The sequence below is a fragment of the Cobetia sp. 3AK genome, from assembly GCF_029846335.1.
GTDB classification, from domain to species: Bacteria; Pseudomonadota; Gammaproteobacteria; order Pseudomonadales; family Halomonadaceae; genus Cobetia; species Cobetia marina.
In genome coordinates this window covers 287,138-309,753 of the sequence record NZ_JARWKR010000005.1, presented here as the reverse complement: position 1 = coordinate 309,753, position 22,616 = coordinate 287,138, and the positions used below count along the sequence as shown (strand labels likewise).

General features: G+C 62.4%; 19 protein-coding genes. 6 read left to right on the top strand and 13 right to left on the bottom strand.

What is annotated here, in order from left to right:
• Positions 1 to 21: 21 nt before the first annotated feature.
• Both QD228_RS09525 and QD228_RS09520 read right to left on the bottom strand, forming a co-directional pair.
• Positions 22 to 705, bottom strand: a complete 684-nt coding sequence (locus QD228_RS09525) for a type 1 glutamine amidotransferase domain-containing protein (RefSeq protein ID WP_279875354.1) — start codon at positions 703 to 705, stop codon at positions 22 to 24.
• 308 nt (positions 706 to 1,013) lie between these two features.
• Positions 1,014 to 1,718 (bottom strand): SDR family oxidoreductase, encoded by a 705-nt coding sequence (locus tag QD228_RS09520; RefSeq protein ID WP_240704314.1) that lies wholly within the window; start codon positions 1,716 to 1,718, stop codon positions 1,014 to 1,016.
• A gap of 169 nt (positions 1,719 to 1,887) precedes the next feature.
• Here QD228_RS09520 and QD228_RS09515 point away from each other — a divergent pair, with 169 nt between their 5' ends.
• Entirely contained in the window at positions 1,888 to 2,829 is a 942-nt protein-coding gene (locus QD228_RS09515) for a LysR substrate-binding domain-containing protein (RefSeq protein ID WP_077371304.1), read from the top strand.
• Positions 2,830 to 2,965: 136 nt separating this feature from the next.
• On the opposite strand, the gene QD228_RS09510 is transcribed toward QD228_RS09515, so the two are convergent.
• Complete coding sequence (locus QD228_RS09510; RefSeq protein ID WP_176494083.1) at positions 2,966 to 5,158, bottom strand: OsmC domain/YcaO domain-containing protein; 2,193 nt, start codon at positions 5,156 to 5,158, stop codon at positions 2,966 to 2,968.
• A 345-nt stretch (positions 5,159 to 5,503) separates the two neighbouring features.
• On the opposite strand from QD228_RS09510, the gene QD228_RS09505 reads away from it, so the two are divergent.
• The 4 genes from QD228_RS09505 to QD228_RS09490 all read left to right on the top strand — a co-directional run bounded on the left by QD228_RS09505 (position 5,504) and on the right by QD228_RS09490 (position 9,509).
• Positions 5,504 to 5,743: a hypothetical protein gene (locus QD228_RS09505; protein WP_077371300.1), complete on the top strand. Its 240-nt coding sequence runs from the start codon at positions 5,504 to 5,506 to the stop codon at positions 5,741 to 5,743.
• A gap of 10 nt (positions 5,744 to 5,753) precedes the next feature.
• A complete protein-coding gene (locus tag QD228_RS09500; RefSeq protein ID WP_279854681.1) occupies positions 5,754 to 7,280 on the top strand; it encodes a sodium:solute symporter family protein in 1,527 nt (508 codons plus the stop codon).
• A 92-nt stretch (positions 7,281 to 7,372) separates the two neighbouring features.
• Positions 7,373 to 8,791, top strand: a complete 1,419-nt coding sequence (locus QD228_RS09495) for an amidase (RefSeq protein ID WP_279875350.1) — start codon at positions 7,373 to 7,375, stop codon at positions 8,789 to 8,791.
• A gap of 133 nt (positions 8,792 to 8,924) precedes the next feature.
• Complete coding sequence (locus QD228_RS09490; RefSeq protein ID WP_176503883.1) at positions 8,925 to 9,509, top strand: NAD(P)H-dependent oxidoreductase; 585 nt, start codon at positions 8,925 to 8,927, stop codon at positions 9,507 to 9,509.
• 161 nt (positions 9,510 to 9,670) lie between these two features.
• Here QD228_RS09490 and QD228_RS09485 read toward each other — a convergent pair whose 3' ends face one another.
• The 4 genes from QD228_RS09485 to QD228_RS09470 form a co-directional block, all read right to left on the bottom strand.
• Entirely contained in the window at positions 9,671 to 11,767 is a 2,097-nt protein-coding gene (locus tag QD228_RS09485; RefSeq protein ID WP_279875346.1) for a TonB-dependent receptor, read from the bottom strand.
• Positions 11,768 to 11,841: 74 nt separating this feature from the next.
• Positions 11,842 to 13,359, bottom strand: coding sequence for a PepSY domain-containing protein (locus QD228_RS09480; protein WP_176494089.1), 1,518 nt, complete (start codon positions 13,357 to 13,359; stop codon positions 11,842 to 11,844).
• Between the two features lie 111 nt (positions 13,360 to 13,470).
• A complete protein-coding gene (locus tag QD228_RS09475) occupies positions 13,471 to 13,944 on the bottom strand; it encodes a hypothetical protein (RefSeq protein WP_279875344.1) in 474 nt (157 codons plus the stop codon).
• Positions 13,941 to 14,612, bottom strand: coding sequence for an SCO family protein (locus tag QD228_RS09470; RefSeq protein WP_279875343.1), 672 nt, complete (start codon positions 14,610 to 14,612; stop codon positions 13,941 to 13,943). The genes QD228_RS09475 and QD228_RS09470 overlap by 4 nt, the downstream gene beginning before the upstream one ends.
• A gap of 255 nt (positions 14,613 to 14,867) precedes the next feature.
• On the opposite strand from QD228_RS09470, the gene QD228_RS09465 reads away from it, so the two are divergent.
• Positions 14,868 to 15,290, top strand: coding sequence for a VOC family protein (locus QD228_RS09465; protein ID WP_136939296.1), 423 nt, complete (start codon positions 14,868 to 14,870; stop codon positions 15,288 to 15,290).
• 66 nt (positions 15,291 to 15,356) lie between these two features.
• Here QD228_RS09465 and QD228_RS09460 read toward each other — a convergent pair whose 3' ends face one another.
• Genes QD228_RS09460 through QD228_RS09435 form a run of 6 tightly spaced genes read right to left on the bottom strand, consistent with a single transcriptional unit; the run spans position 15,357 to position 22,510 of the window.
• Complete coding sequence (locus QD228_RS09460; RefSeq protein WP_279875342.1) at positions 15,357 to 16,523, bottom strand: hypothetical protein; 1,167 nt, start codon at positions 16,521 to 16,523, stop codon at positions 15,357 to 15,359.
• Between the two features lie 50 nt (positions 16,524 to 16,573).
• On the bottom strand, positions 16,574 to 17,455 hold the full coding sequence (locus tag QD228_RS09455) for a type II secretion system F family protein (RefSeq protein WP_279875341.1): 882 nt from the start codon (positions 17,453 to 17,455) through the stop codon (positions 16,574 to 16,576).
• Complete coding sequence (locus tag QD228_RS09450; protein WP_167592994.1) at positions 17,452 to 18,315, bottom strand: type II secretion system F family protein; 864 nt, start codon at positions 18,313 to 18,315, stop codon at positions 17,452 to 17,454. The genes QD228_RS09455 and QD228_RS09450 overlap by 4 nt, the downstream gene beginning before the upstream one ends.
• 1 nt (position 18,316) lies before the next feature.
• Positions 18,317 to 19,753 carry an ATPase, T2SS/T4P/T4SS family gene (locus QD228_RS09445; RefSeq protein WP_279875340.1) on the bottom strand — a complete coding sequence of 479 codons (1,437 nt, stop codon included), beginning with the start codon at positions 19,751 to 19,753 and terminating at the stop codon, positions 18,317 to 18,319.
• Positions 19,750 to 20,517 carry a hypothetical protein gene (locus tag QD228_RS09440; RefSeq protein ID WP_077371270.1) on the bottom strand — a complete coding sequence of 256 codons (768 nt, stop codon included), beginning with the start codon at positions 20,515 to 20,517 and terminating at the stop codon, positions 19,750 to 19,752. Before QD228_RS09440 ends, QD228_RS09445 begins: the two co-directional genes overlap by 4 nt.
• A gap of 10 nt (positions 20,518 to 20,527) precedes the next feature.
• Positions 20,528 to 22,510 (bottom strand): pilus assembly protein N-terminal domain-containing protein, encoded by a 1,983-nt coding sequence (locus QD228_RS09435; protein ID WP_279875338.1) that lies wholly within the window; start codon positions 22,508 to 22,510, stop codon positions 20,528 to 20,530.
• Positions 22,511 to 22,616: the final 106 nt, after the last annotated feature.

The following is a 22,616-nucleotide window of genomic DNA, read 5'->3' as shown; positions in this document are numbered from 1 at the left end:
AGTGCTTGTCGCTCAGGGCGCTTATTGCTCGAGGCTCTTGAGCAGCAGTTCCGCGACACCTTCAGACGACATCGGGTTCTGACCGGTGATGATCAGCCCATCCTGGATGGCGTAGGAGGTGAAGTCGTCCTTCTTCTCATAGATGCCGCCCTTCTGCTGCAGCGCCTCTTCCACCAGGAACGGCACGACGTCAGTGAGGCCGACACCTTCTTCTTCGCCGTTGGTGAAACCGGTGACATGCACGCCATCCACGAAGGGAGTGCCATCCGGCTTGCGGGCATTCAGCAGCACGGCCGGGGCGTGGCAGACAGAGCTGACCGGCTTGCCGGCCGCGTGGAACTGCTCGATCAGACGGATGGAATCGGCGTCATTGGTCAGATCCCACAGCGGGCCGTGGCCACCCGGGTAGAAGATGGCGTCGAAGTCCTCGACCTTCATGTCTGCCAACACGGCAGTGGTGGCGAGGTCCTGCTGAGCGGCAGTGTCCTTGTCGAAGCGGCGAGTGGCATCCGTCTGGAAGTCCTCGCCCTGGCTTGCCGGGTCCAGCGGCGGCTGACCGCCCTTGGGAGACGCGAGTGTCACCTCGACACCGGCATCCTTCAGCACGTAGTAGGGAGCCGCCAGCTCTTCCAGCCAGAAGCCTGTCTTCTTGCCCGTGTCACCCAGCGTATCGTGGGATGTCACTACCACCAGAACCTTGCTCATGATGCTCTCCTTTACGTGCGGGATAGCCCGCAACGGTCACTTCACGAAATTTGTCGGCGAGGTGATGGTCACCACGTGATGCTCGCCCTGTGATGATCGGCACGTGATGCTCGCCCTGTGACGATCGGCACGTGGTGCTCGCCCTGTGATGGTCACCACGTGATGCTCGGCACGTGTTGAATCAAGCTTACGGCTCACGTCACCATCGTCATAATCGATAGTCCAGATAGCCACTATCGCTCATACAAATAGCTGTCCTGCGAAGGTCTGCTCAGCGAAGGCGGAAGCCCGCTGTCGAGCGAACCGGCTCACCAGGTCGGCACCAGGTGCACTTCGCGAATATTGGCACGGGGTGAGGCACTGATGGCGTAGAGCACGGCATCCGCCACATCCTGCGGGTCCAGCTTGTCCGGCTTGGGCTCATCGAAGAAGGCGGTGTTGACCATGCCCGGCGTGATGGTGGTGCAGCGGCCTTGCCATTCGGCCATTTCCATCGCCAGATTCTGGCCGAAACCGTAGGCGAACCACTTGCTGGCGCTGTAGATGGAGCCCGCATGATTGGCGCGCCCGGCCACGGAACTGGTGAGGATGAAGTGGCCCTTGCGCTCTCTCAGATGCGGCAGGGTCGCGTGGGCGGTCCACAGCAGCGCATTGATGTTGATGTCGACGACTCGCTTCCACTCCTCGGGATCGCCGTTCTCGGTGCCAGCCTGGCTGACGCCGGTACCGGCATTGGCGAACGCCACATCCAGATGGCCATGATGGGCGACGGCCTGCTCGACGACCTTGGCGAGCTGATCGTAGTCCGTCGCATCCGCGGCGATCGCCAGCACCTTGTCGCTGCCCAGCTCCTCGACAAGCGCATCGAGGCGCTCCTTGCGGCGGGCGGTCACGACGACCTTGTGCCCGGCCTTCACCAGAGTGCGTGCGGTGGCCTCACCGATACCGCTGGAGGCACCGGTGATCAGAATGATCTTTTGCCCTTCGGCTTGCATCTGCTTCACATCACTCATGGATCGCTCCTGTGGGTCGCATTGATCTCTCGCCGTGTCCTTGAGACCACCCTACCGCCTGAGCCTCCCATCGTGATAATCGATAGTCCGGATAGCTGCTATCATCCAGACAAATAGTGCTCACTCGTCCGAGTGCAGCCGCGACACTCCGCCTGCTCTGGTAGTCATCATGAAGCTCAATTACGACCTCAACCTTCTGCGCACCTTTCATGCGCTGTATCTCGAGCAGAACGTCACGCGCGCCGGCGAGCGTCTGCACCTGAGTCAGCCCTCGGTGAGCGCGGCGCTGTCGAAACTGCGCGAACTGTTCAATGACCCGCTGTTCATTCGCGACCGCCAGCGCATGCGCCCCACCGAGAAGGCCGACCACCTGTTCCCGACCATCGAGGCGGCGCTGACCGACCTCGATGGCCTGATCAACAGCGAGCGACACTTCGACCACACCACCGAGAGCCGTCATTTCGAGATCGCCGCCAACGACTACTTCGAGGTGCTGATCCTGCCGCAACTGGCGACGATCCTGCGTGAGCAGGCCCCCGGCATCACGCTGCAGGTACGCAGACTGTCACAGGACATGAGCGAGGCTGGCGTGATGAGCGGCACGACGGATCTCGCCTTCGGGCGTCAGGTCGATCCGCCCGAGAATCTGGTGGTCAGGGAAGTGATCACGGAAGGCATCGACTGCCTGGTCGGCAACGGGCATCCCTTGCTGGAGCGGCTGGATGGCGAGGGCCGCATGACCAAGGCGGATTTCGAGCACCACGCCCATGTGCTGGTTCAACCGCATGCCCGCCTGAAAAGCGGCATCTTCAAGCAGCTTGAGGGTCAGGGGCTGAAGCGCGAGGTGGCGCTGGCCGTCACCTACTTCATGGCCGTGCCTTCCCTGCTGGAACGCTCGCCGTTGATCGCGAGCCTGCCCACCGGACTGTGCCAGCATTTCTGTCGTCAGTTCGCCGTCACCCTCGTGCCGCCACCCGTGGCCTTCGCCTCCTTCCCCTTCCATCTGAGCTGGCATCGCCGCTATCAGAAGGACCCGGCGCACCGCTGGATCAGGGAGCAGATCATCGCGTGTTGTCAGCGTCTGGCAGAGGGTCAGAAGGTGCTGTCCTGAGCCACTGGTACGCATACGCAAGCACCCGGAAACGAAAACGGCCCCTCACCATCCAGTGAGGGGCCGTTCTTTTCATGCCACAGGTCATGCCACAGGTCATGCCACAGGTCATGCCACAGGATTCAGCAGGCGAGCATCAGGCCTGCTCGGCCGCCAAGGCAGCACGATGGGCGTGCAGCTTCTGGTAGCTTTCGATCAGGCGCAGGTGGCGATCCAACCCTTCCAGCTGCATGTTGGTGGGCTCCAGACCATGGAAGCGCACCTCACCCTGCACGGAGCCGACCACGGCAGCGATGGTGTCTTCACCGAACATGCGGCGGAAGTTGTAGAGGTAGTCCTCGAGCTCCAGCTCATCGTCGAGGGTGATCTCCAGCACGGCCTTCATGGCCTGATAATAGAGGCCGCGCACGACGGTGTTGTCGTTGTACTGCAGGAACATCTCGACACGATCCAGCGCATCCTCGTGCTGACCCAGCGCGAGATTGATCATCAGTTTCAGCTCGAGAATCGTCAGCTGGCCCCAGATGGTGTTCTCGTCGAACTCGATGCCGATCAGCGTCTTGATGTCCATGTGCTCATCAAGCTGGCTCTCTTCGAGACGCTCGCCCAGGTCCGCCAGCTGATCGTCATCGAGACGATGCAGATTGAGGATGTCCTCGCGGTAATCCAGCGCCATGTTGGTGTTGTCCCACACCAGGTCCTCGACCGGATAGACCTCGGAATAGCCCGGCACCAGGATACGACACACCGGCGCGCCGAGGTCCTCGTGCACCGCCATGTACGATTCCTTGCCGATCTCATCGAGGATACCGAACAGGTTGGCGACCTCTTCTTCATTGCTGCCGGAGAAGTCCCACTCGACGAACTCGATGTCGGTCTTCGAGCTGAAGAAACGCCAGGAGACGAGGCCTGATGAGTCGATGAAGTGCTCGACGAAGTTGTTCGGCTCGGAGACGGCCAGCGAGTTGAAGGTGGGCGGCATGAAGTCGTTGAGCCCCTCGAAGCTGCGGCCTTGCATCAGCTCGGTCAGGCTGCGCTCGATGGCAACCTCAAAGCTCGGATGCGCGCCGAAGGAGGCGAAGACACCGCCGGTCTTCGGGTTCATCAAGGTCACGCAGGCCACCGGGAACTGGCCGCCCAGCGAGGCGTCCTTGACCAGAATCGGGAAGCCCTGGGCTTCCAGTGCCTCGATGCCCTCGACGATTTCCGGGTACTTGGCCAGCACCTCCTGCGGCACGTCCGGCAGGGTCAGTTCCTGCTCGAGAATCTCGCGCTTCACGGCACGCTCGAAGATCTCGGACAGGCACTGCACCTGGGCTTCCGGCAAGGTGTTGCCGGCGCTCATGCCGTTGCTGAGGTAAAGGTTCTCGATCAGGTTGGACGGGAAGTAGATCGTCTCGCCATCCGAGCGACGGGTGAACGGCAGAGACACGATGCCACGGTCCGCACGCCCGGAATTGGTATCGATCAGATTGGAGCCACCCAGCTCGCCGTCCGGATTGAAGATCTCGAGGCAGTAATCGTCCAGCACGCCTTCCGGGATCTCGTCGTTCGGGCCCGGCTGGAACCACTTCTCGTTCGGGTAATGCACGAAATCGCTGTCAGCGATGGCTTCGCCGAAGAACTGATCGTTGTAGAAGAAGTTGCAGCTCAGACGCTCGATGAACTCGCCCAGCGCCGAGCACAGCGCGCTCTCCTTGGTCGAGCCCTTGCCGTTGGTGAAGCACATCGGCGAGGCGGCATCACGAATGTGCAGCGACCAGACGTGGGGCACGATGTTGCGCCAGGAGGCGATCTCGATCTTCATGCCGAGATCATTCAGAAGGCCCGTCATGTTGGCGATGGTCTGCTCCAGCGGCAGGTCCTTGCCCTCGATCCAGGTGCTCTGTCCTTCCGGCGGCTCCGCCATCAGCAGGGCCTGGGCGTCCTCGTCGAGGTTGTCGACCGTCTCGATCTCGAAGCCCGGGCCGGTCTGGACGACCTTCTTCACCGTGCAACGCTCGATGGAGCGCAGGATGCCCTGGCGATCCTTGTCGGACAGCTCTTCCGGCAGCTCCACCTGGATCTTGAAGATCTGGTTGTAGCGGTTTTCCGGGTCGACGATGTTGTTCTGCGACAGACGGATGTTCTCGGTCGGGATGTTGCGCGCCACGCAGTACACCTTCACGAAGTAGGCCGCGCACAGCGCCGACGACGCCAGGAAGTAGTCGAACGGGCTCGGCGCCGACCCATCGCCCTTGTAGCGGATGGGCTGATCGGTGATGACCGTGAAGTCGTCGAATTTCGCCTCGAGCCTCAGGTTGTCGAGAAAGTTGACCTTGATTTCCATGAACGATGCACCGCTGTGAAGAGTATGGGCGCCAGCACGCCGGAGGCGGCTACGCGATGGGCGCCATTATCCAGATTTTGGGGGCCTGCGTCGCGGGTGAGACGAAAAGCGGAAGACTTGCACACTCCTGCTGTCACCAGCCTCTGAGGGAGGCCGGCGGATCTTCTTCACTTCCTGAAACATCCGGTGCAATCGCCGCCACTTTCTTGACGGTACGGGGATTGTCACCTATTGGTTAATTTATACGCATAAATACAATAATTGATGCATTGCCATGTTCCGCCCCCTGTCGTTGTCCACGACAGGTCACAACACCCCCCACCAACCACAATAAAGGGGTATGCAATGATGAAGCGCTTCACGACCCGCAAGGTCGCCATCTACGGCAGCATGCTGTTCGGGTTTTTCATGCTCGAGAGCCCGATGATCCTGATGGCCAACAAGATCGAGCCCATGGTGATGGGAATCCCGTTCTTCCTCGTCTGGAACCTGGTGTGGTGGGGCTTCCTGACCGCCGTGTTCCTGTATGCCTACCTGACCAACTGGGGTAGCGCCAAGGCCCCTTCCACCGGCGGCAAGCGCTGAGGAGCTCATCATGACGGGAAGTATCTTGATCATCGCGGCCTTCATGATCATCCCCTTGATCGTCGGGCTCGTGTCCGCGCGAAAGTCCCAGACGACAAGTGAAGATTTCTTCGTGCAAGGGCGGGCCATGGGCAGCATTGCCGTGTTCTTCACGGTGGCGGCCACCTGGTGGAGCGCCTTTGCCTTCCTCGGTTCCAACGCCACCTTCTATACCAGTGGCCCCATCTATCTCACGGCGCTGGCGTGGAACCTGCTCTTCGGCTTCATGTACTACTGGGTGGGCAAGCGTGTCTGGTATCTCGGCAAGCGCTTCGACTACCTGACGCCGTCAGACCTGATGGGCGACTTCTACAACAGTGAAGCGCTGAGAATTCTCGTCGCCGTCATCACGCTGATCTTCACCGTGCCGTATCTGCAGATCCAGCTGACCGGCGGTGCGTATCTGATCGAGGTTGCCTCGGGTGGCGTCGTGCCCTTCTGGCTGGCCGCGCTGCTGTTCTACTTCATCATCATCGTCTATGTGTGGGTCGGCGGGATCCGCGCCATCGCCTGGACGGATGTGATCTACGGGGCGCTGCTGTTCTTCGGCATGATGTATGCGGGCTATTACATCGCCGGCCAGGCCGGTGGCCCGACCAGCATGTTCGCGCAGCTTGCCAGCGACTCGCCCGCGCATCTGACCCTGCCGGGGCCGAATGGCAACATGGGCTACTCCATGTGGTTCTCGCTGTTCGTGATCGTCGCCATCGGCGCCTTCATGGGCCCCCAGATCTGGCTGCGCATGTATTCGGTGAAAAGCGGCAAGCTGTTCGGCTTGATGCCCTTCCTGCTGGGGCTTGCCGCCTTCGCCTACTTCGGCTCGGTACTGACGGGCTATACGGGCGTACTGCTGGAGCCGGGCCTGGAGAATGCTGACCAGATTCTGCCCGTCATGCTGATGAACTATGCACCGTACCTGCTGGCCTCGCTGATCATGGCGGCTGGGGCCGCCGCGGCGATGTCCACGGCCAACTCCCAGATCCATGCGGTATCGACCGTCGTCACCATGGATATCTACAAGCGCTACGTGAACCCGCAGGCGAATCAGGAACGCATCGTCCATATCGGGCGCCTGTCCCTGGTGGGCTTCTCTCTCGCAGCCTACATCCTGGCCCTGACCGTTCCGGGACTGCTGGTCACCATCGGCATCGCGGCACTGGCGGGCACCGCTCAGCTGATCGTGCCTACACTGGGCGCCATCACCTGGCGCAAGGCGCACCCGCAAGCGGCCTTCTGGGGCCTGAGCCTGGGCATCGTGACCGTCCTGTGGCTGTCCTACGGCGCCAGTGTCAGCAACCCGCTTGGCCTGCATGCCGGCATCTGGGGCCTGATTCTCAATGCGTCAGCCTTCGTGATCCTCAGCCTCGCCCTGCAGCGCAAGGATGCCGAGGTGGTGGAACGCTTCGCCCAGGCGCGTCGGGATTACACCGCCGAGTATCACCCGGAGCAGCTGGAAGACGCCGAGGCTGGTCCATCTCGGGTGATCGAAGCCCGCTGACCAGAACAAAGGGCCTGCATCACGCAGGCCCTTTTCGTTTCCGAACACATTCAGCCACTCGATTGATTGCTACCCAATGGACAGGATCGGCCATGAACCCAGTCTCTACTCCCACGCAATTACCTGAATTGACAGCGATTGATGCCCTGGCACTGTTTCGACGAGGCGAGCTCTCCCCCGTCGAGCTGACCCGAGACTGCCTGGAACGTATCGACACGCTCAACCCCAAGATCAATGCCTTCGTGCACATCGCCCATGATGGGGCAATGAAGGCGGCGAAAGACGCCGAAACCCGCTGGATGAAGGGCACGCCCTGCGGCCCACTGGATGGCATCCCGACCACCTTGAAGGACCTCACGCTGTCGCGCGGCATGCCGACCCGGTACGGCTCCGCCACCACATCCCCGGACGGAGGCAGTGATGTCGATGCCCCGGTGGCTGCGAGTCTTCGCAAGGCAGGCGCCGTGTTTCTCGGCAAGACAGCCTCACCGGAGTACGGCTGGAAGGGAGTGACGGACAACCCGCTGCACGGCGTGACACGCAATCCCTGGAATACCGCGCTGACCTCAGGTGGATCCTCGGGTGGAGCTGGAGCAGCGGCCGCGCTCAACCTGGGCATGCTCCATCAGGGCAGTGATGCAGGTGGCTCGATCCGCATTCCCTGCAGCTTTACCGGCACCTTCGGCCTGAAACCCACGTTTGGCTGGATTCCCCAGTGGCCGACCAGTGCCATGTCGACCCTCTCACACCTGGGACCAATGACGCGCACGGCCTCCGATAGCCTCCTGATGCTCGAGAGCATGGCGCAGCCCGATAGCCGTGATGGTCTGCTTGGCGATCCGGACAGCCTCAGAATGGACACCCGAACGCCAGTCTCGCTGCAAGGCTGGAAGATCGCCTACAGCCCGACCCTGGGTTACGTGGAAGTCGCGCCAGACATACGCAGGCGAGTGGATAACGCCGTCGCTCAGCTGTCCCGACTGGGCGCGGAGGTCATCGAGATAGATCCGGGCTTCTCCTGCCCGCTGGAGACCTTCAATACCCTGTGGTTCGCGGGTGCCACCCAGGTGCTCGAGAAGATGACCGACAGCCAGCGAGATCAGATGGACCCGGGCTTGCTGGACATTGCAGCGCGCGGGAGCAACATTTCCTTGTCGCAATATCTGGCGGCAAGACGAGAGCGAACTGCGCTTTGCACACACATGCAATCCTTCCACGAGCAATGGGACCTGCTGATCACTCCTACACTGCCCATCTCACCTTTCACTGCCGGCCACAACGTACCGCCGGAGGGGAGATATCACGACTGGATGGAATGGACCCCCTTCAGCTACCCCTTCAACCTCACTCAACAACCCGCAGCCTCCCTCCCCTGTGGGCTGGATGACCAGGGACTGCCTGTCGGCCTGCACATTGTCGGAGGAAAATTCCAGGACATGAAGGTGATGCATGCCGCCATGTTGCTGGAGCGCGTCATGCCCAGACTGGACTACGCCGGTTTGAATTCATGACATAAAGGGTAAAGCGCCAAGATTGTTGCACCCACAGCAAAGGTGTTTTACGCCAGCGCCGCTTTATCAATGACTTGCGAACGCTCATGCTGCGCTCCATTGCTGAAAAGCCAACAGTTCTGGAGTACCTGGCATGAAGATTCTATTGATCAACGGTGGCAAGGCCTTTGCCCATTCCAATGGCGAGCTCAATGCGACCCTGCATGAGCTGGCACGCGGTGAGCTGGCCGAGCTGGGCCATGAGGTGCGCGAAACCGTCATCGTGGAAGGCTTTGACGCCAAGGCGGAGGTGGAGAAACAGCTGTGGGCGGACCTGATCATCTATCAGACCCCGGGTTGGTGGATGGGCCTGCCGTGGACCGTGAAGCAGTATCTCGATGATGTCCTGACAGAAGGCCATGGTGCCTTGTATGCCAGCGATGGCCGTCACCGCACCAACCCGACCCAGGGCTACGGCACGGGTGGCTTGATGCAGGGCCGCAGCTACATGCTGTCACTGACCTGGAATGCGCCCCTCGAAGCCTTTGATGAAGCGGGCAACTTCTTCGAAGGCAAAGGCATCGACGCCGTCTACTATCCCGTGCACAAGGCGATGGAATTCCTGGGCATGTCGGCACTTCCGACCTATCTGGCCACTGATGTGATCAAGAATCCCGATCTGGAGGCCTACACGCGGGCCTATCGTGAGCATCTGCGCGAGCATATCGGCCGCGCCTGAAGGCTCAGAGGAGAACCCACCAGCGCTGAGAGCCATCAAGCTGTAACTTGCCTTGAACAAGAAGCCCGCCATCGGTCATGTTTGACGACCGATGGCGGGCTTCTCGCACTCTTGCGGATAACGACCAGCGTCCAGCGCTCACTGTTGCAGTGACGCGGACCTCAGAAACTCCAGCGGGCATGCGTCCAGAAGATCCGCCCGGGCTCATTGACGCGCACGTCGCCCTGCAACGGATCATCGTAGAAGCGATTGACGTGGTAGGCGTAGGCCTTGTCGAACAGATTGGCGATACCGGCGCTCAGCTCGATGGCGTCAGTGACACGATAGCCCCCTTCCAGCCCGACGATGCCGAAACCTGCCGTCTTCTGTTCGCTGTCGGAGATGCGTGATTGGCGTGCTGCCGTATCGAGACGTGCACCGGCCCACCAGGCATCGGCGTCATAGCGTGTCGCCAGATAGCCATTGAACGGTGCCACCTGGGACAACGGCGTGCCATCGCTCAGGTTGGTGCCGTGGGTGGCGGCGACGCCTGCCGAATGCCGCCAGCCATGCTGCTGCCAGCTGGCCTCGAGCTCGAGACCATAGATCTCGGCTTCGACGTTGTCATAGGTGGTCAGCGAGTCCCCTTCGGTCAGCTCGATCCAGTCATGCACCCGGTTGTAGTAGGTGTCCGCCGAATAACGCCAGGCGCCCTGCCTGACCGCCACCCCCAGTTCGAGCTGCTGATGGATCTCGGGCTCAAGCTCGGGATTGCCCAGCCAACCGTCAGTCTCGGACTGGCGGTTGTAATAACGCTCGGTGGCGGTAGGGAAGCGCACGCTGCGACTGAGCGCCGCGTAGCCTTTCACCTCATCATTGACGCGATGCTCCAGGCGCGCCAGCGCACTGAATTCCCCATCCCGCTGACTGGCCTCGACATCCTCTCCGTACTGATCCCGCCAGGCGGAGATGGCCGAGGCATTGCTGCCCACCACCTCATCGGCATCTCGCGCATCGCTTAGGGAGACGTCATAGCGCGCGCCAGTCACCAGACGATTGTCCTGATCCAGCGTGGTATCCAGCTCGGCAAATACGCCACCGCGCGTGCGCACGACATCCGGCCAGGTCTGACTGTCCGAGAGGCTGTCCAGCGACATGCCCATCCGGGAGTCGGCATTGCTTTCCAGACGCTCGGCGTCAGCGCCCAATGTCAGTGTCGCGTCACGCCCGGCGACGGTCAGCGGGATATCGCCCTGGGTGCTGGCATACCAGGTCTCGGTGGTCGCGCTGGAGAACATGGCCATGTCGCTCATATCCATGTCCATGCCCGAGCTCATGTCCATGCTGGAACTCATGTCCATGCTCGATCTGGAATCGTCAACGTCACGCAGGGTGACGTTGTCCATGTCGTGCACGACGCGAGCATGGTTGATCTGCGATTCGGTATGCGAGAAAGGCCCGACGTTGTCGATGGTCAGCTTGAGGTACTGGCGGTCCATGTCGCTGCGGGGCGCATCCATGGTGGGATACAAGGCATCATCGATGCGCACCACGGCGCCCCCCGCTTCGATGGCGACATCCTCGGTGGCGAAGGCCCCGACACGAATACTGCCGTTGTCGCTGCGATAGGCACCAGACTGGGTATCGCCATTGCCATCCTCGTAGTTGTTGCGCTCGGAATGCTCGACGTCCAGCGCAGCCCAGACATCGCCCTGCTTGGCGGTCAGCGACAGCGTCTCGCTGGTGGCATCATCATTGCTGCGCCAGCCGGCCCCCAAGGTGCCATGCACGCCGTCATCGTCGGTGCGTGATGGCGTGTGACGCGTCACCTCGACGGTGCCTGCGGCAAAGCTGGGACCACGACTGACGCTCTGCGCGCCCTTGTAGAGGGTGAGATCCGACTGACTGCCGGTGGTCGCATAGCCCAGCGTGGTGTCCATGCCGCCGGGGCAGGCCGGATAGAGCGGCGCCCCATCGACCTCCTGAATCAGGCGTTCACCGCCCTGCGCCCGAAAGATGGCCGAGACACCATGACTGCCCAGACGAGAGCCACTGACGCCGTTGACCTCACGCAACTGCTCACCGATATCCAGATTGCCCTTGGCATGCCCCTGGCTTGACTCGACGATGGGGCTGGCCATGGGTGCCTCGGCCTCGACATGCACCAGAGGCAGTTGCGAGACGGAGCTCTTCTCGGCGTGGACGCCAAATGAGGCACTGCTCGCCAATACCGCCGCGACCGTCACTGGCAGACGCCGACGACTGGGCAGACCGCTCATTACCTGCGCGAGCGGAGAAGACGGAAGTGATGAAAAGACAGTTGACGGAAGTGATGGGAAGACGGATGACGGCTTCATGCGCTGGCCTCCGCCGCATCGTGGTGACGAGAGGCACTGACACGAATCCACAGCCAATCGAGCAGGCCCATCACGATCAGCGAGAGGCCGACCAGCGGGAAGATCACCCCGATGATCATCATCAAGCCCCAGACACCGGCGATACGCTTGCGCTCCCTGGGCAGCGGCGGGATACCGATACCGCCCACCGGACGACGCTTCCACCACATCACGCCTGCCCCGACGCTCATCATCACCATCGCGAGACACGCCATCAGCAGAATCAGCTGATTGATCAGGCCGTACTGCTGCCCCAGATGCACATTGATGCCCCACTCCAGCGCCCGTCCCAGCGGCCCGTAGTCGGCGTAATGCATGTCGAGCAGCACATCGCCGGAGTAACGATCCACATGCACGACCTGCTGGCGCTCCAGCGCATCCGGATACACGGAGCCGGTATAGACGCCCTGAGCGGTGCTCGGCAAATTGATGGCATAGCCCGGCGCCAGGCCCTCGCGAGCGAAGATGCGTTCTGCCTCGTCGAGACCGATATCGGCGTGGGCAATCGCGGCAGCGCTCAGTGGCACAGCCGCTTTCACCGGCGCGGAACTTGCGCCAGAGCCGCCGTGACCGGCGTGCTCACCCTCGTCGACAATGGGATCAGCGGCGTCACCCGGCAAGGAAGATAACGGGATAACGGCTTGTTCAAGCGACCAGCTGGTCAATTCCTGATCCACCAGGCGGGCATCCGACATCGGCGTGTTCACGCGCACGCCATCGGGGTACCCATAGTTATGCCCATTGGCCAACTCGTTGACCTTGGCCCCCCAGACCATCGACCACGGCATGCCGGTCACGGCGAGAAACACGATGAAGCCGGCCGCGATGATGCCACACACGGCGTGCAGGTCCCGCCACCACAGCCGGCGCGCCGGCGTGGTCCGCAGCGTGACCACCCCCCCTTTCTGCCCCCGCGGCCACCACAGATATAGCCCGCTGAACACGAGCAGGATCGACCACCCGGCAGCGATCTCCAGCGCCGCGTTACCGATCGGCCCCGTGATCGCGAGGCTATGCAGACGACGTACCGTCCACATGATGCTGTCGCGGTAGGCCATCTGCCCCTGGACTTCGCCGCTGTAAGGATTGACGTAGACGGCCTGCTTGCCACTGCCATCGGCTGCCACGATATCGACTTCCGTGGTCAGGTCACGGGCGGGAGATGGCACGACGCGCACCGGCGTGCCCGGAAGACTCGCGAGCGCCTGATCCACCTGCTCGCTCAACGGCAGGCTTGTCACTGCCGGATTCTGAGCACTCTGCGTGACGGGCGTGTTGACCTTCATCAGGTCGGAATGGACGAATTGATCGATGCCATCGCGGAACAGGTACAGGCCTCCCGTCACGGAAAGCAGTACCAGAAACGGCAGCACCAACAGGCCGGCATAGAAGTGCCAGCGCCATACTGCCCGGTAGATATCGCTGAACCCCCGCCCGGCGCGGCTGGCGGTTCCAGTGTCTGTTGCGGTCTTCATTGCACAAATTACCCATCAGCAGGCGCCCCACGTGCGACGGATCCAGGGTCCGTCGGTCAACGCGGGGTCACCGAACATGGTCTGGAGCCGTCACGACGGCCCCGGAAGCGTTCACGCAAACACTGATGGGAAAGGAGGTGCCCGCCCGGGAGGACGTAGATGGACATCGATCTCCCGTCGGGAGACCGGCAATGGGCGAGGCGTGGCGTCTCGCCCGAGGACTGCCAGCATGAGTACCAGCACGGCAGCGATCAATGCCAGCGTGAAGGCGGCCATGCTGGCCAATGGGCAATCCGAGGCGGCAGAACTGTGGGTGATCTGCGCCTGGGAGCCACTCTCGCGTGCCGCGCGAGTGATCCAGTCGCTATCCCCGCTGACCCAATGCCCGGCACCGGGACTCTCGAAGACAGCGTGATCATTCACCATCACCACACGCGGCGCTGCCAGTGGCATCACCAGCATCGCGGCCAGCGCCAGCAACATCACGAAGACCGCGTGGCCATTGGCCGCCGTCAGGCGTGACAGTGCACGGTGGAAGGAGACGGACTCATCTCGAGTCTGGCGCGAGCATGGAGCCGACATCATGAGGCCGACTCCGCAGGCATATCATGCCCCGCGCCCTGATCTATCGAGTCGTGCACCGAGTCGAGCAGCTGTTCGATGCGATCGGCCAGCTGGGCCGGCGTCTGACTGAGCGGCAAGGTATCGCGCAGACGGCCCTGATCATCGAGGACGAGAATCGCCACGCTGTGGTCGATCATGTAGTCGTCAGCAGGATGAACGGCTGGACCGTGCTCACGCACATGAAACTGGAGGCCCAATCGCTGCGTCAGGGTCTTGAGACTCTGCTCATCGTCCGGGGCCGTGCGAAGGCCTGTCACCGGCAGGTGGAAGGCGGAAAGATAGCGAGTGAGGACAGGCAGGGTGTCGCGGGCGGGGTCCAGGGTCAGGAACAGCGGGTGCAACCTGTGTTGATCCTGAAGGTCCAGGCGCTGCCAGACCATCTGCAGACGCGCCAGAGACAGCGGGCAGATATCCGGGCAATGGGTGAAGCCGGGGATCAACAGGCTCAGATGCCCGGATTCATCACCGGCCAGCGTGCCGGGAGTCAAGGTGCCGCGCGTTGAAGACAGTTCCAGCGTCGTCGGCCAGGCCTCGCGCGGTTGATGGGAGGCATTGAACCCCATCACCAGCACGATCAACATGATAGCGAGAGCACTGAGCCCCATGAGGGCCAGTTTGCGCAGCGACATGAAAGCCCCGGAAGCATGGCAATGAGCGTCACCGCACGATGCGGTGCGCCTGGACGATGGGTCCTGACTCTGTCAGTTGCACGGATGCTAACGGTTCAGTCGCGAGATGCGACAAATGCGACAAGTTGCCACGCCACGCTCGGTGCACGCTGCGATAGCGACAAGCCATCATGACCATCATCAGATTCAAAGTGCGCCGCCCACGGACTGCCACGACACTAGGCTCATTCCCTCCCTCTTGTCATGAGGTCCCCCATGATTCAACGCCTGTCCCTGCACCCAGCCATTCTGGAGGTGCGCGATCTGGAAGCCGCCTGCCGCTTCTTCCAGGAGACTCTCGCCCTGCCCACATTGCTGCGCAACGCGACCAGCGCGACGCTCGAGCTGCATCACGCACCCGATGGGCAGACCAGCGTCCTGTTGTTGCAGTTGAGCGCAGAGCAACCGGACAGCCGCAAATTGACCCTGGAGGTGGATCGCGATGACTTCCCCCATGTCAGGTACCTGCTGCAGGCCCACGGTGCACACTTGATGGAAAGCCACGGCAGCAGCGCCCCGGGCTGTGCCTGGCAGGTCCTGGACTGTGTGTTGCCTGATGGGCATCGCCTGCGCGTGGTCAGCATCAACCCCGAGCGCTGCGCGCCGATGATCAGCCGAGGTGTCAAGAACGCTCAGTGAAAGACGCGCAGTGAAAGACACGAAATAAAAGGCGCTCAGTGAAAGACGCGCCGATGACTGATGCCGCTAGCGCCCTTCTCCATCCGGCGAGGTTCTGAACCAGACATTGCCTGCGCTGCCTGGTGACCGCAACTGGAAGGGCGCTGCCAGTCCTTCGAGCGCATTGTCGGAGGAATTCTCCGCAGAGGGCACGCTTTCCGCCAGCTGGAACCCCCCTTCCGCGGAGCATTCAAGCGTGCCGGGGAGCAGGTTCGTCACCTCCTGCAGCAAGGGCTCGATCAGTCCCAGGTCAGTGGTAGCTCGCAATTGATCGAACAGCGAACGTACCAGTGCGGTCACCAGGTCACCGTCCTCCTGAAGCTGCGTCCCCACGGGACAGTACAAGGTTCCCACCTCCACTTCTGGAACGCAGACCCCCAGCAGACTACAGGTGGGCAATGCATTCACCGTGCCCAGGGTCGCATCCACCAACGCATCCACCGGGCCGAGGTAGTTGGTGAGAATGTCATTCTGCGCGACGGTCCCGGGGGGTGGCGTGCACAGGTCGAGCACCCCGGTGCTCAACAGACAGCTGGTATCCGCCGGCGGATTCTGTTGCTCTTCCAGCGTGAACGTCTCGCAAGGCGTCCCCGCGATCACCTTCTGCGATATCCAGCGCGACTGCACGTCTCTGCCGCTGAAAGGACATTGCTGGGGTGTTCCGCGATAGAGAAATCCCGGCAAGGCGGCAGGTTCGCCAGGGCCGATGGCATAGACAGATCCGCCCTGCAGCGCATGCAGATAGCTGACACTGCCGGCATTCACGTCACCGGCGATATCACGGCTGTCGGTCGCTTCATCACTGGCGGACTTGAGACAAGGGTCACCACTGCAGTTGGCAGTGGCGTAATAGAGTGGCTCACGACTGGAGAAGCGGTCATCCCGTATCCCGATCAAGGCGCGACTGACCACGGGAGGCTGGCTGCGATCGAAATACAGAATGCGGGGGGCGTCATGCTCATCGACATCGAAGACCTCACCCAGCGCACGCCCGTTGGCATCCTCGACCACCAGCTCGCGTGACTGCTGGGTCATGTAATGCTTGAACAGGGCATCCCGTATCGCCGCCAGCCCGACCAGCGAGCCGATGATCAGGATCGAGGTGATCAGGATCAGCTCGATGGTAATGATGAAACCGCCCTGTCTGCCAGGCGAATGGCATGCGTGAGTGACCGACCTCTTATCTGCCGCCATGTGCTTTCCCCCGAGATGATTGTGCTGGCGAGGCTGTCGGCCTCGCCGCATTACCACAGCTCTCTCATCAGGATCAGAACCTCCTGAACGCGCAGACTGGCCGGAAAGATCACCAGCACGAAGAACAAGGGGCCGCCGACGAGCAACATCGGAAACAGCGCCTTGACACTGCGTTGCTGCATCGCCTTGCGCTGGCGCTCGCTCTGTTGGCGCGCCAGCTGGGCGGCAAAGGCTTCCAGCACATCATGCAAGGGGTTGCCCATCCGGTTGCCCGCCACCAGCAACATGGCGAACTGGTGCAATTCGCGGCTGCCAGTGCGCCTGGAAATTCGCGAGGCGGCTTCCTTGAGCGACAACCCGCCTTCCAGTTCTGCACTGAACAGCTCGAGCTCGAAGGCCAGCGGATGGGCAGGCGGCAGTGCCTGACGAGCAGCCTCCCGCAACGATGCGGCCAGCGACAGGCCATGGCGCTGATACGCCAGCGAGACAGCCAGCAGATGGCCCAGCGCCGCGGCGATGCGTGTCTGGCGTTCACGCCGACGCTGCCCCAGCCACAGATGCGGCAGGAGGATTCCCATCAGCAGGCCCGCCAGGCCACCAAGCCCCGTACCCGTCACGCGCAGAACCAGCAAGCCGAGCAGAACGGGCAACATCAGCTGGATTACCCACCACCAGATCACGCGACGCGACTCCAGCCCGGCCTGACGCATGCGCCGACATGGCGTGAGTGAGCGGCCTTGTCGGATGTCATCGGGATTGCGCAACAGCTCCTGCAGCACCTGCGCGATGCCGCTCTGCTCCAGACGAACCTTGAAGGTGCTCTGCAGGGCCAGATACAGCGCCAGCAGCGCGCCCAGCACACACAGGATGATGATGTCCGGCAGGTAGGCGTCGGGGAGCGACCATGACGGCAGCGAGGCAAGGCCATTCATGGCTGCTTCCTCATCATGTGACGCAGCCAGGCAAAGCCCAGAATCTGGCAGCACACGGCGCCCAGCAACAGCACGCTGCCCAGCGGGTGCTCCAGCAGCAATCTCAGCCAGTCCGGCTCCTTCCAGAGAATGAAGGGCACGATGGCGTAGGGAAGCAAGGCGATCACCAGCAGGGAGTAGCGCGCACCGGACAGTTCGGTACGCAGCTGACGGCGCATCTGGTAACGCTCATGCAGCGTGGGCAGCAGAGAGGGCAGCAGGCTTGCGAAGCTCATGCCACGCCGCTCGGCGCTGATCATCGCCGCCGTGAACAGCCTGACGCTCTCGCAGGGGTAGAGGCGCAGCATCCGCTCGCAGGCCTCGTTCAGTGACAGTCCCATGTCCAGCCGATAGACAAGCTGCATCAGTTCGCGGCGTGAGGCCTTGAGGGACGATGCCCCCGCCAGGCGCAGCCCGTTGCGCAGGTTGTCTCCCAACTTCAGGCTCGCTTCCAGCATGTCCAGCGCCTGGATCAGATCCCCCTCGAAGCGGAAGATGCGCCGACTGGCGAATTCATGCAGCAGGAAGCCGACCAGCAACAGGCTCGTCATCAATGCCAGTGAGGCAAGCAACAGGTTGCCGGGGAACCAGCCGAGGAAGATCACGAAGATCATCACGCTGCTTCCCCACACGCCCGCCACGAACAGCACCGGCCGCATGCTGATGTCCAGCAACGCCAGCAGGCGCTCGAGACGCGGCATCTCTCGGCGGTGCATCAGCCCGAGCGTGGTATCCGCGCCCATGAAACGCTGCGCCCTGATCATGCTGATGATCAACCACAGGGCAGACAGCGCGATGCAGACCAGCAGCAGGATCAGCATGTCAGTTCCCCTGCGGTGACGGGCCCTGGCACCAGCCATCCCTGACACCGCTTGCCAGGGAGGCCCCGCGCGATGCCAGATGCGCGAGGAAGGCATCCAGCACCTCCGGGTCGGCCTGATAGGCGTCTTCATCACATGCCTCACCGGCCGGCATGCCTGCACGACGCTGCAACAGCTCACGAGGACGCGCCTCACCCAGCCAGGCCAGGCTGGCAAGCTGACGGTGGCCGTCGGCATCGCGCTCGAGATGCACGATCAGCGCCCCGCTCAGACGCACCATCTCCTCGATCACCTGACGGTCCGGGTGAGCACTGCTCATCAAGGCCAGTGCCAGCATGCGCACCGGCACATCCAGCGCGCCATTGGCATGCAGGGTGGTCAGGCTGCCGTCATGCCCCACCGTCATGGCCTGCAGCATCTCGAAGACTTCACCACCACGTGCCTCGCCGACGATGATGCGGTCCGCGCGCATCCTCAATGCCGCGCGCAGAAGCTCCCCCAGCCCCTGTGGGCGCGGCGTATCTCCGGCGACGGGATAGCTTTCCAACCTGACGACATGCGGATGCTGCAGATCCAGCTCGGCGCACTCCTCCACGCTCACCAGCCGCTCGCGCGCATTGATGTAACCGGCCAGATGGTTGAGCAAGGAGGTCTTGCCGGCCCCGGCACCGCCACTGATGACGATGTTGAGCCGAGCGATCACGGCCGCTTCCAGCAACGCCAGCAGGCCCGGACTCAAAAATCCGCTGTCCACGAGCCTCGCCCCGGTGAGATGGTGCCGGCGGAACCGGCGAATCGAGACGAGGATGCCATCGGGGGTCAGGGGTGCGCAGACCGCATGCAGACGACTGCCATCGGCCAGACGTGCATCCACGATGGGGTTTGAGGCATCCAGGTGCTTGCCGAGCGGCGTGATCAGGCGCGCGACGAAGCGCTGCAGATGCGCCTCGTCGTCGAAACTGAGTGAGGTGGCCTCCAGTCGCCCGCCGCGATCCACCCAGATCTCATCAGCGCCATTGACGAGGATGTCACTGACGCTCTCATCACTCATCAACTCGGTGAGCGGACCGAAACCACAGAGATCATTGGTCAGACTGGCCAGCAGTCGCTCGCGACTGGGCCCATCGAGCTGGATCTGGTACTCCTCGCAGAGCACGGTGAGCGAGGAGGCCAGACGCTGCTGCACCCCTTCCATGGCAGTCTGATGATCTCCCTCCAGGTCACCCTGGCGAGTCGCAAGGCGACGATAACGCACGGCCTGTCCCTGCTCATCGGCCAGACGCGTGACCAGTACGCGCTTGAGACGATCCATGATCTCGGGCGCGATCAAGACACGTGTTTCAGCAACTGAGACCTCCTCCACTTCGCTCACCGCGAGGCGTTCAGCATCCTGTGAGGACGCTCGGCCACGTCGCATGCGTGACAGTGCGCCGTTCATGAGGAGATCCTCATCCCACCAGCCGCTGCCTTCAGGGCATCGCCCCGACAATGCCCTGCCGTGGCCAGGCGCAGCAGATGGGCACGTGCCGGTTGATGGTCCTGCCTGCGGGCCAGACTGGCATCGAACTGACGGCAGGCGTCCGCCAGATGCCCCTGCGCCTCATTGATCAAGCCGCGGTGATACTCCACCCGCCAGGCAGGCGCCCCGAGACGCGAGGCCAGCGTCAACTGCTGCTCGGCATCGTCATAACGCCCCTCGACATAGCCCACCGCCGCCAGCCCTTCATAGAGACCGGCATAATTCGGGTGCAGCAACATGCCACGTTCAAGCACGTTGCGCGCCAGGGTCGTGTTGCCCTCTTCCAGCGCCAACTGACTGCGCAGCACGAAGGCCTCCGGCGGGTGCGAGGGCCCGATGCTCATCTGATCGAGGAAGAACTGGGCCTTGTCTCCACGCCCCGCCGCATGACTCAGCAAGGCATTGAAGTACAGGACTTCGGGATTGCGCGGGTACTCGACGTGCAGCCGCTCCGCTTCCCGCAGCAGGCGCTGACAATCCACCATCGGGCTCGCCACATCCTCAAGCTCCAGACAGGTCCGGCCCTGCACCATCAACTGCTGATAGCGCTCGTTGAGGTACTCGAGGCGATCTCCGGCATCCGGGCGGGATTCCCGCATGCTGTCGATGGAGCCACAGCCAGCCAACCACCCCACCATCACGCCCAGTACCCCAAGACGACACACGGATTCACGAATGTTCATGACGGACTCCTCAACGCGAAGATGGCAGACGACTCAGCGGCATGTCGGCAAGACGGCTGGCACCATCCGGGAAACTCCACTGGGCGACTTCATTGATCGGCTCCCGTATCAAGGTGGGGGTCACGATGATGACCAGCTCCTTGTCGACATCGGAACGATTGAAGGAGCGTGTCATCCAGCCGAGCAGCGGGACATCACTGGCGCCGGGCACGCGATCTTCCTGGCCACTCATGTCACGCGAGACCAGCCCGCCCAGAATCAGCGGCTGCCCGTCGCGCAGGCGTGTGGTGGTGCGCAGGCTACGCACATTAAAGGCGGTACTGTTGAGTTCTGAGCCGGTGCTGTCGGCAATCTGCTGAGTCAGCAGGGTGTCCGGCGTCGAGATGGTGGGCAGCACATCCAGCGTGATGCGATCATTCTCGTCGACCAGGGCACGCACGCTGAGCTGGACCCCGAACGACTTGAAGTCAGTCCCGCTGAACACCCCGTTGGTGTTGGCGCCCAGGGTGTCATCCTGGCCCACGCCGGAGGGCGCGAAGGCGGAGGGAACCGGAATCTCGCCACCGACCTGGAAGACCGAGCTCTCGCCGGCCAGCACCGTCAAGGTCGGGCGTGACAGCGTGCGCGAGATGCCTTCGTTCTCCATCAGGCTGAACAGCAGGTCAAAGGCGATGTCACTGCCGCCGATCTGCAGGTTGTTGATCAGGGTGCCATCCAGAATCTGCAGGGCATTCTCGAGCCCCGAGGCACCGGCGGCGCCGGTCTCGCCCAGCGCCAGCGGACCACTGGCGTTGTAGCCGTTGGTCATGATGCTCAGGTCCGGACGCCAGGCCTTCATGCGCGAGCGATTGACCTCATGCATCTGGATCGCCACCCGCACCTGCGGCACGTCACGGACCTCGATCATCGAGATGAGGCGCCCGCCCGCGATGGAAAGCACCTTGGAGCGGGCGATATTGTTGCGAATGTTGTTGCTCAGGCTGCCGCCACCACCGACACCACTGCTGGAGGTGATCGAGCCTCCGTAGCCCCCGGCGCGAGCGTTGTCCCCCATCAGCGCCCCGGACTCATCCGCCAGCACATCGATCCCCGCATCACCACCGGCCAGCGGACTGCCCCCGACGACGCGCGCCGCGACGTTCAGAATCCGCGTCAACGCCACCTGATCACGCACCTCCCCTTCCAGCAGGAAGGTATCGAAGAGATCATTGGGCATCTCACCGAATTGCAGCCGCCTGACCTTGACCTCCTCTCCCCCCAGCGACGCGATGGCCTCCTTGAGCTTGTCGGCAATCGGCTTGGGCTTCTGGGTCACCTTGATGAGGTTGATGACCGGGCTTGCCATGCTGGTGCTCATGCCCATCGTCGGTGCTCCTGCCTGCAGCCCCATGGCGGCGGCAGGCTGGGCGGCGCCACGCTGACCGGAGAGCAGGTAATCCATCGCGGCCTGCTGGGCGGCCTGGCGATAGTCTGCCGTGGGCACCTTGCCGCGCATCACCAGTACAGGCCTGTCCGGGGCGGAATGAATGGAGATGGAGGGGTGAATCTCGCGCAGCGCACTGCCCAGGACACTCAGATCCGGGCTCACGCTGAACAGAAAGGATTCGTTGCTGCCATCGGCGTACCACACCATCACCGTGGTACGACCGACTTCCTTGCCCAGCATCAGGACTTCACGGCCGCCGATCACCTCGACCTCGATGATGCTCTGCTTGCCGACGGCAATGCGTTCGATGTCCTTGCCGAAGGCCAATCGCGCGTGTGTCCACTGCACCAGAGTGCGCGAACGGGAACTGCCGCTGCTGTAGGCCGTATCCACATTGATGAGCCCGGCGGCGGGGAGATCACTGCCGGCCAAGGCCGGCTTTCCCACGGCAAGGGGAGCATTGTCCATCTCGGCCGCAATGACGAGGTGACTTGTGCCGGCACTGAAAAGTGCCAGGCACAACAGGAGACGAGGGGTCTCGGGAAGAAGAGTGGAAAGCTTGTTCATGGGCGCTCCGGGGTAAGGCTGATCTCGAGGATCACGCCGAGACCGCTGATCCAAGAAAGACGTTTTCGGTATTCCTTTCACGAATCGTCGGGCATCAGATGAGGAA

Excerpts from the sequence above, each read along its gene's own strand:
- QD228_RS09455 (WP_279875341.1), bottom strand. The coding sequence starts at position 17,455 with ATGAATGGCCTTGCCTCGCTGCCGTCATGGTCGCTCCCCGACGCCTAC.
- QD228_RS09495 (WP_279875350.1), top strand. The coding sequence starts at position 7,373 with ATGAACCCAGTCTCTACTCCCACGCAATTACCTGAATTGACAGCGATT.
- QD228_RS09500 (WP_279854681.1), top strand. The coding sequence starts at position 5,754 with ATGACGGGAAGTATCTTGATCATCGCGGCCTTCATGATCATCCCCTTG.
- QD228_RS09480 (WP_176494089.1), bottom strand. The coding sequence starts at position 13,359 with ATGAAGACCGCAACAGACACTGGAACCGCCAGCCGCGCCGGGCGGGGG.
- QD228_RS09465 (WP_136939296.1), top strand. The coding sequence starts at position 14,868 with ATGATTCAACGCCTGTCCCTGCACCCAGCCATTCTGGAGGTGCGCGAT.
- QD228_RS09510 (WP_176494083.1), bottom strand. The coding sequence starts at position 5,158 with ATGGAAATCAAGGTCAACTTTCTCGACAACCTGAGGCTCGAGGCGAAA.
- QD228_RS09450 (WP_167592994.1), bottom strand. The coding sequence starts at position 18,315 with ATGCTGATCCTGCTGCTGGTCTGCATCGCGCTGTCTGCCCTGTGGTTG.
- QD228_RS09525 (WP_279875354.1), bottom strand. The coding sequence starts at position 705 with ATGAGCAAGGTTCTGGTGGTAGTGACATCCCACGATACGCTGGGTGAC.
- QD228_RS09515 (WP_077371304.1), top strand. The coding sequence starts at position 1,888 with ATGAAGCTCAATTACGACCTCAACCTTCTGCGCACCTTTCATGCGCTG.
- QD228_RS09485 (WP_279875346.1), bottom strand. The coding sequence starts at position 11,767 with ATGAGCGGTCTGCCCAGTCGTCGGCGTCTGCCAGTGACGGTCGCGGCG.
- QD228_RS09460 (WP_279875342.1), bottom strand. The coding sequence starts at position 16,523 with ATGGCGGCAGATAAGAGGTCGGTCACTCACGCATGCCATTCGCCTGGC.
- QD228_RS09440 (WP_077371270.1), bottom strand. The coding sequence starts at position 20,517 with ATGAACATTCGTGAATCCGTGTGTCGTCTTGGGGTACTGGGCGTGATG.
- QD228_RS09435 (WP_279875338.1), bottom strand. The coding sequence starts at position 22,510 with ATGAACAAGCTTTCCACTCTTCTTCCCGAGACCCCTCGTCTCCTGTTG.
- QD228_RS09475 (WP_279875344.1), bottom strand. The coding sequence starts at position 13,944 with ATGATGTCGGCTCCATGCTCGCGCCAGACTCGAGATGAGTCCGTCTCC.
- QD228_RS09505 (WP_077371300.1), top strand. The coding sequence starts at position 5,504 with ATGATGAAGCGCTTCACGACCCGCAAGGTCGCCATCTACGGCAGCATG.
- QD228_RS09490 (WP_176503883.1), top strand. The coding sequence starts at position 8,925 with ATGAAGATTCTATTGATCAACGGTGGCAAGGCCTTTGCCCATTCCAAT.
- QD228_RS09445 (WP_279875340.1), bottom strand. The coding sequence starts at position 19,753 with ATGAACGGCGCACTGTCACGCATGCGACGTGGCCGAGCGTCCTCACAG.
- QD228_RS09520 (WP_240704314.1), bottom strand. The coding sequence starts at position 1,718 with ATGAGTGATGTGAAGCAGATGCAAGCCGAAGGGCAAAAGATCATTCTG.
- QD228_RS09470 (WP_279875343.1), bottom strand. The coding sequence starts at position 14,612 with ATGTCGCTGCGCAAACTGGCCCTCATGGGGCTCAGTGCTCTCGCTATC.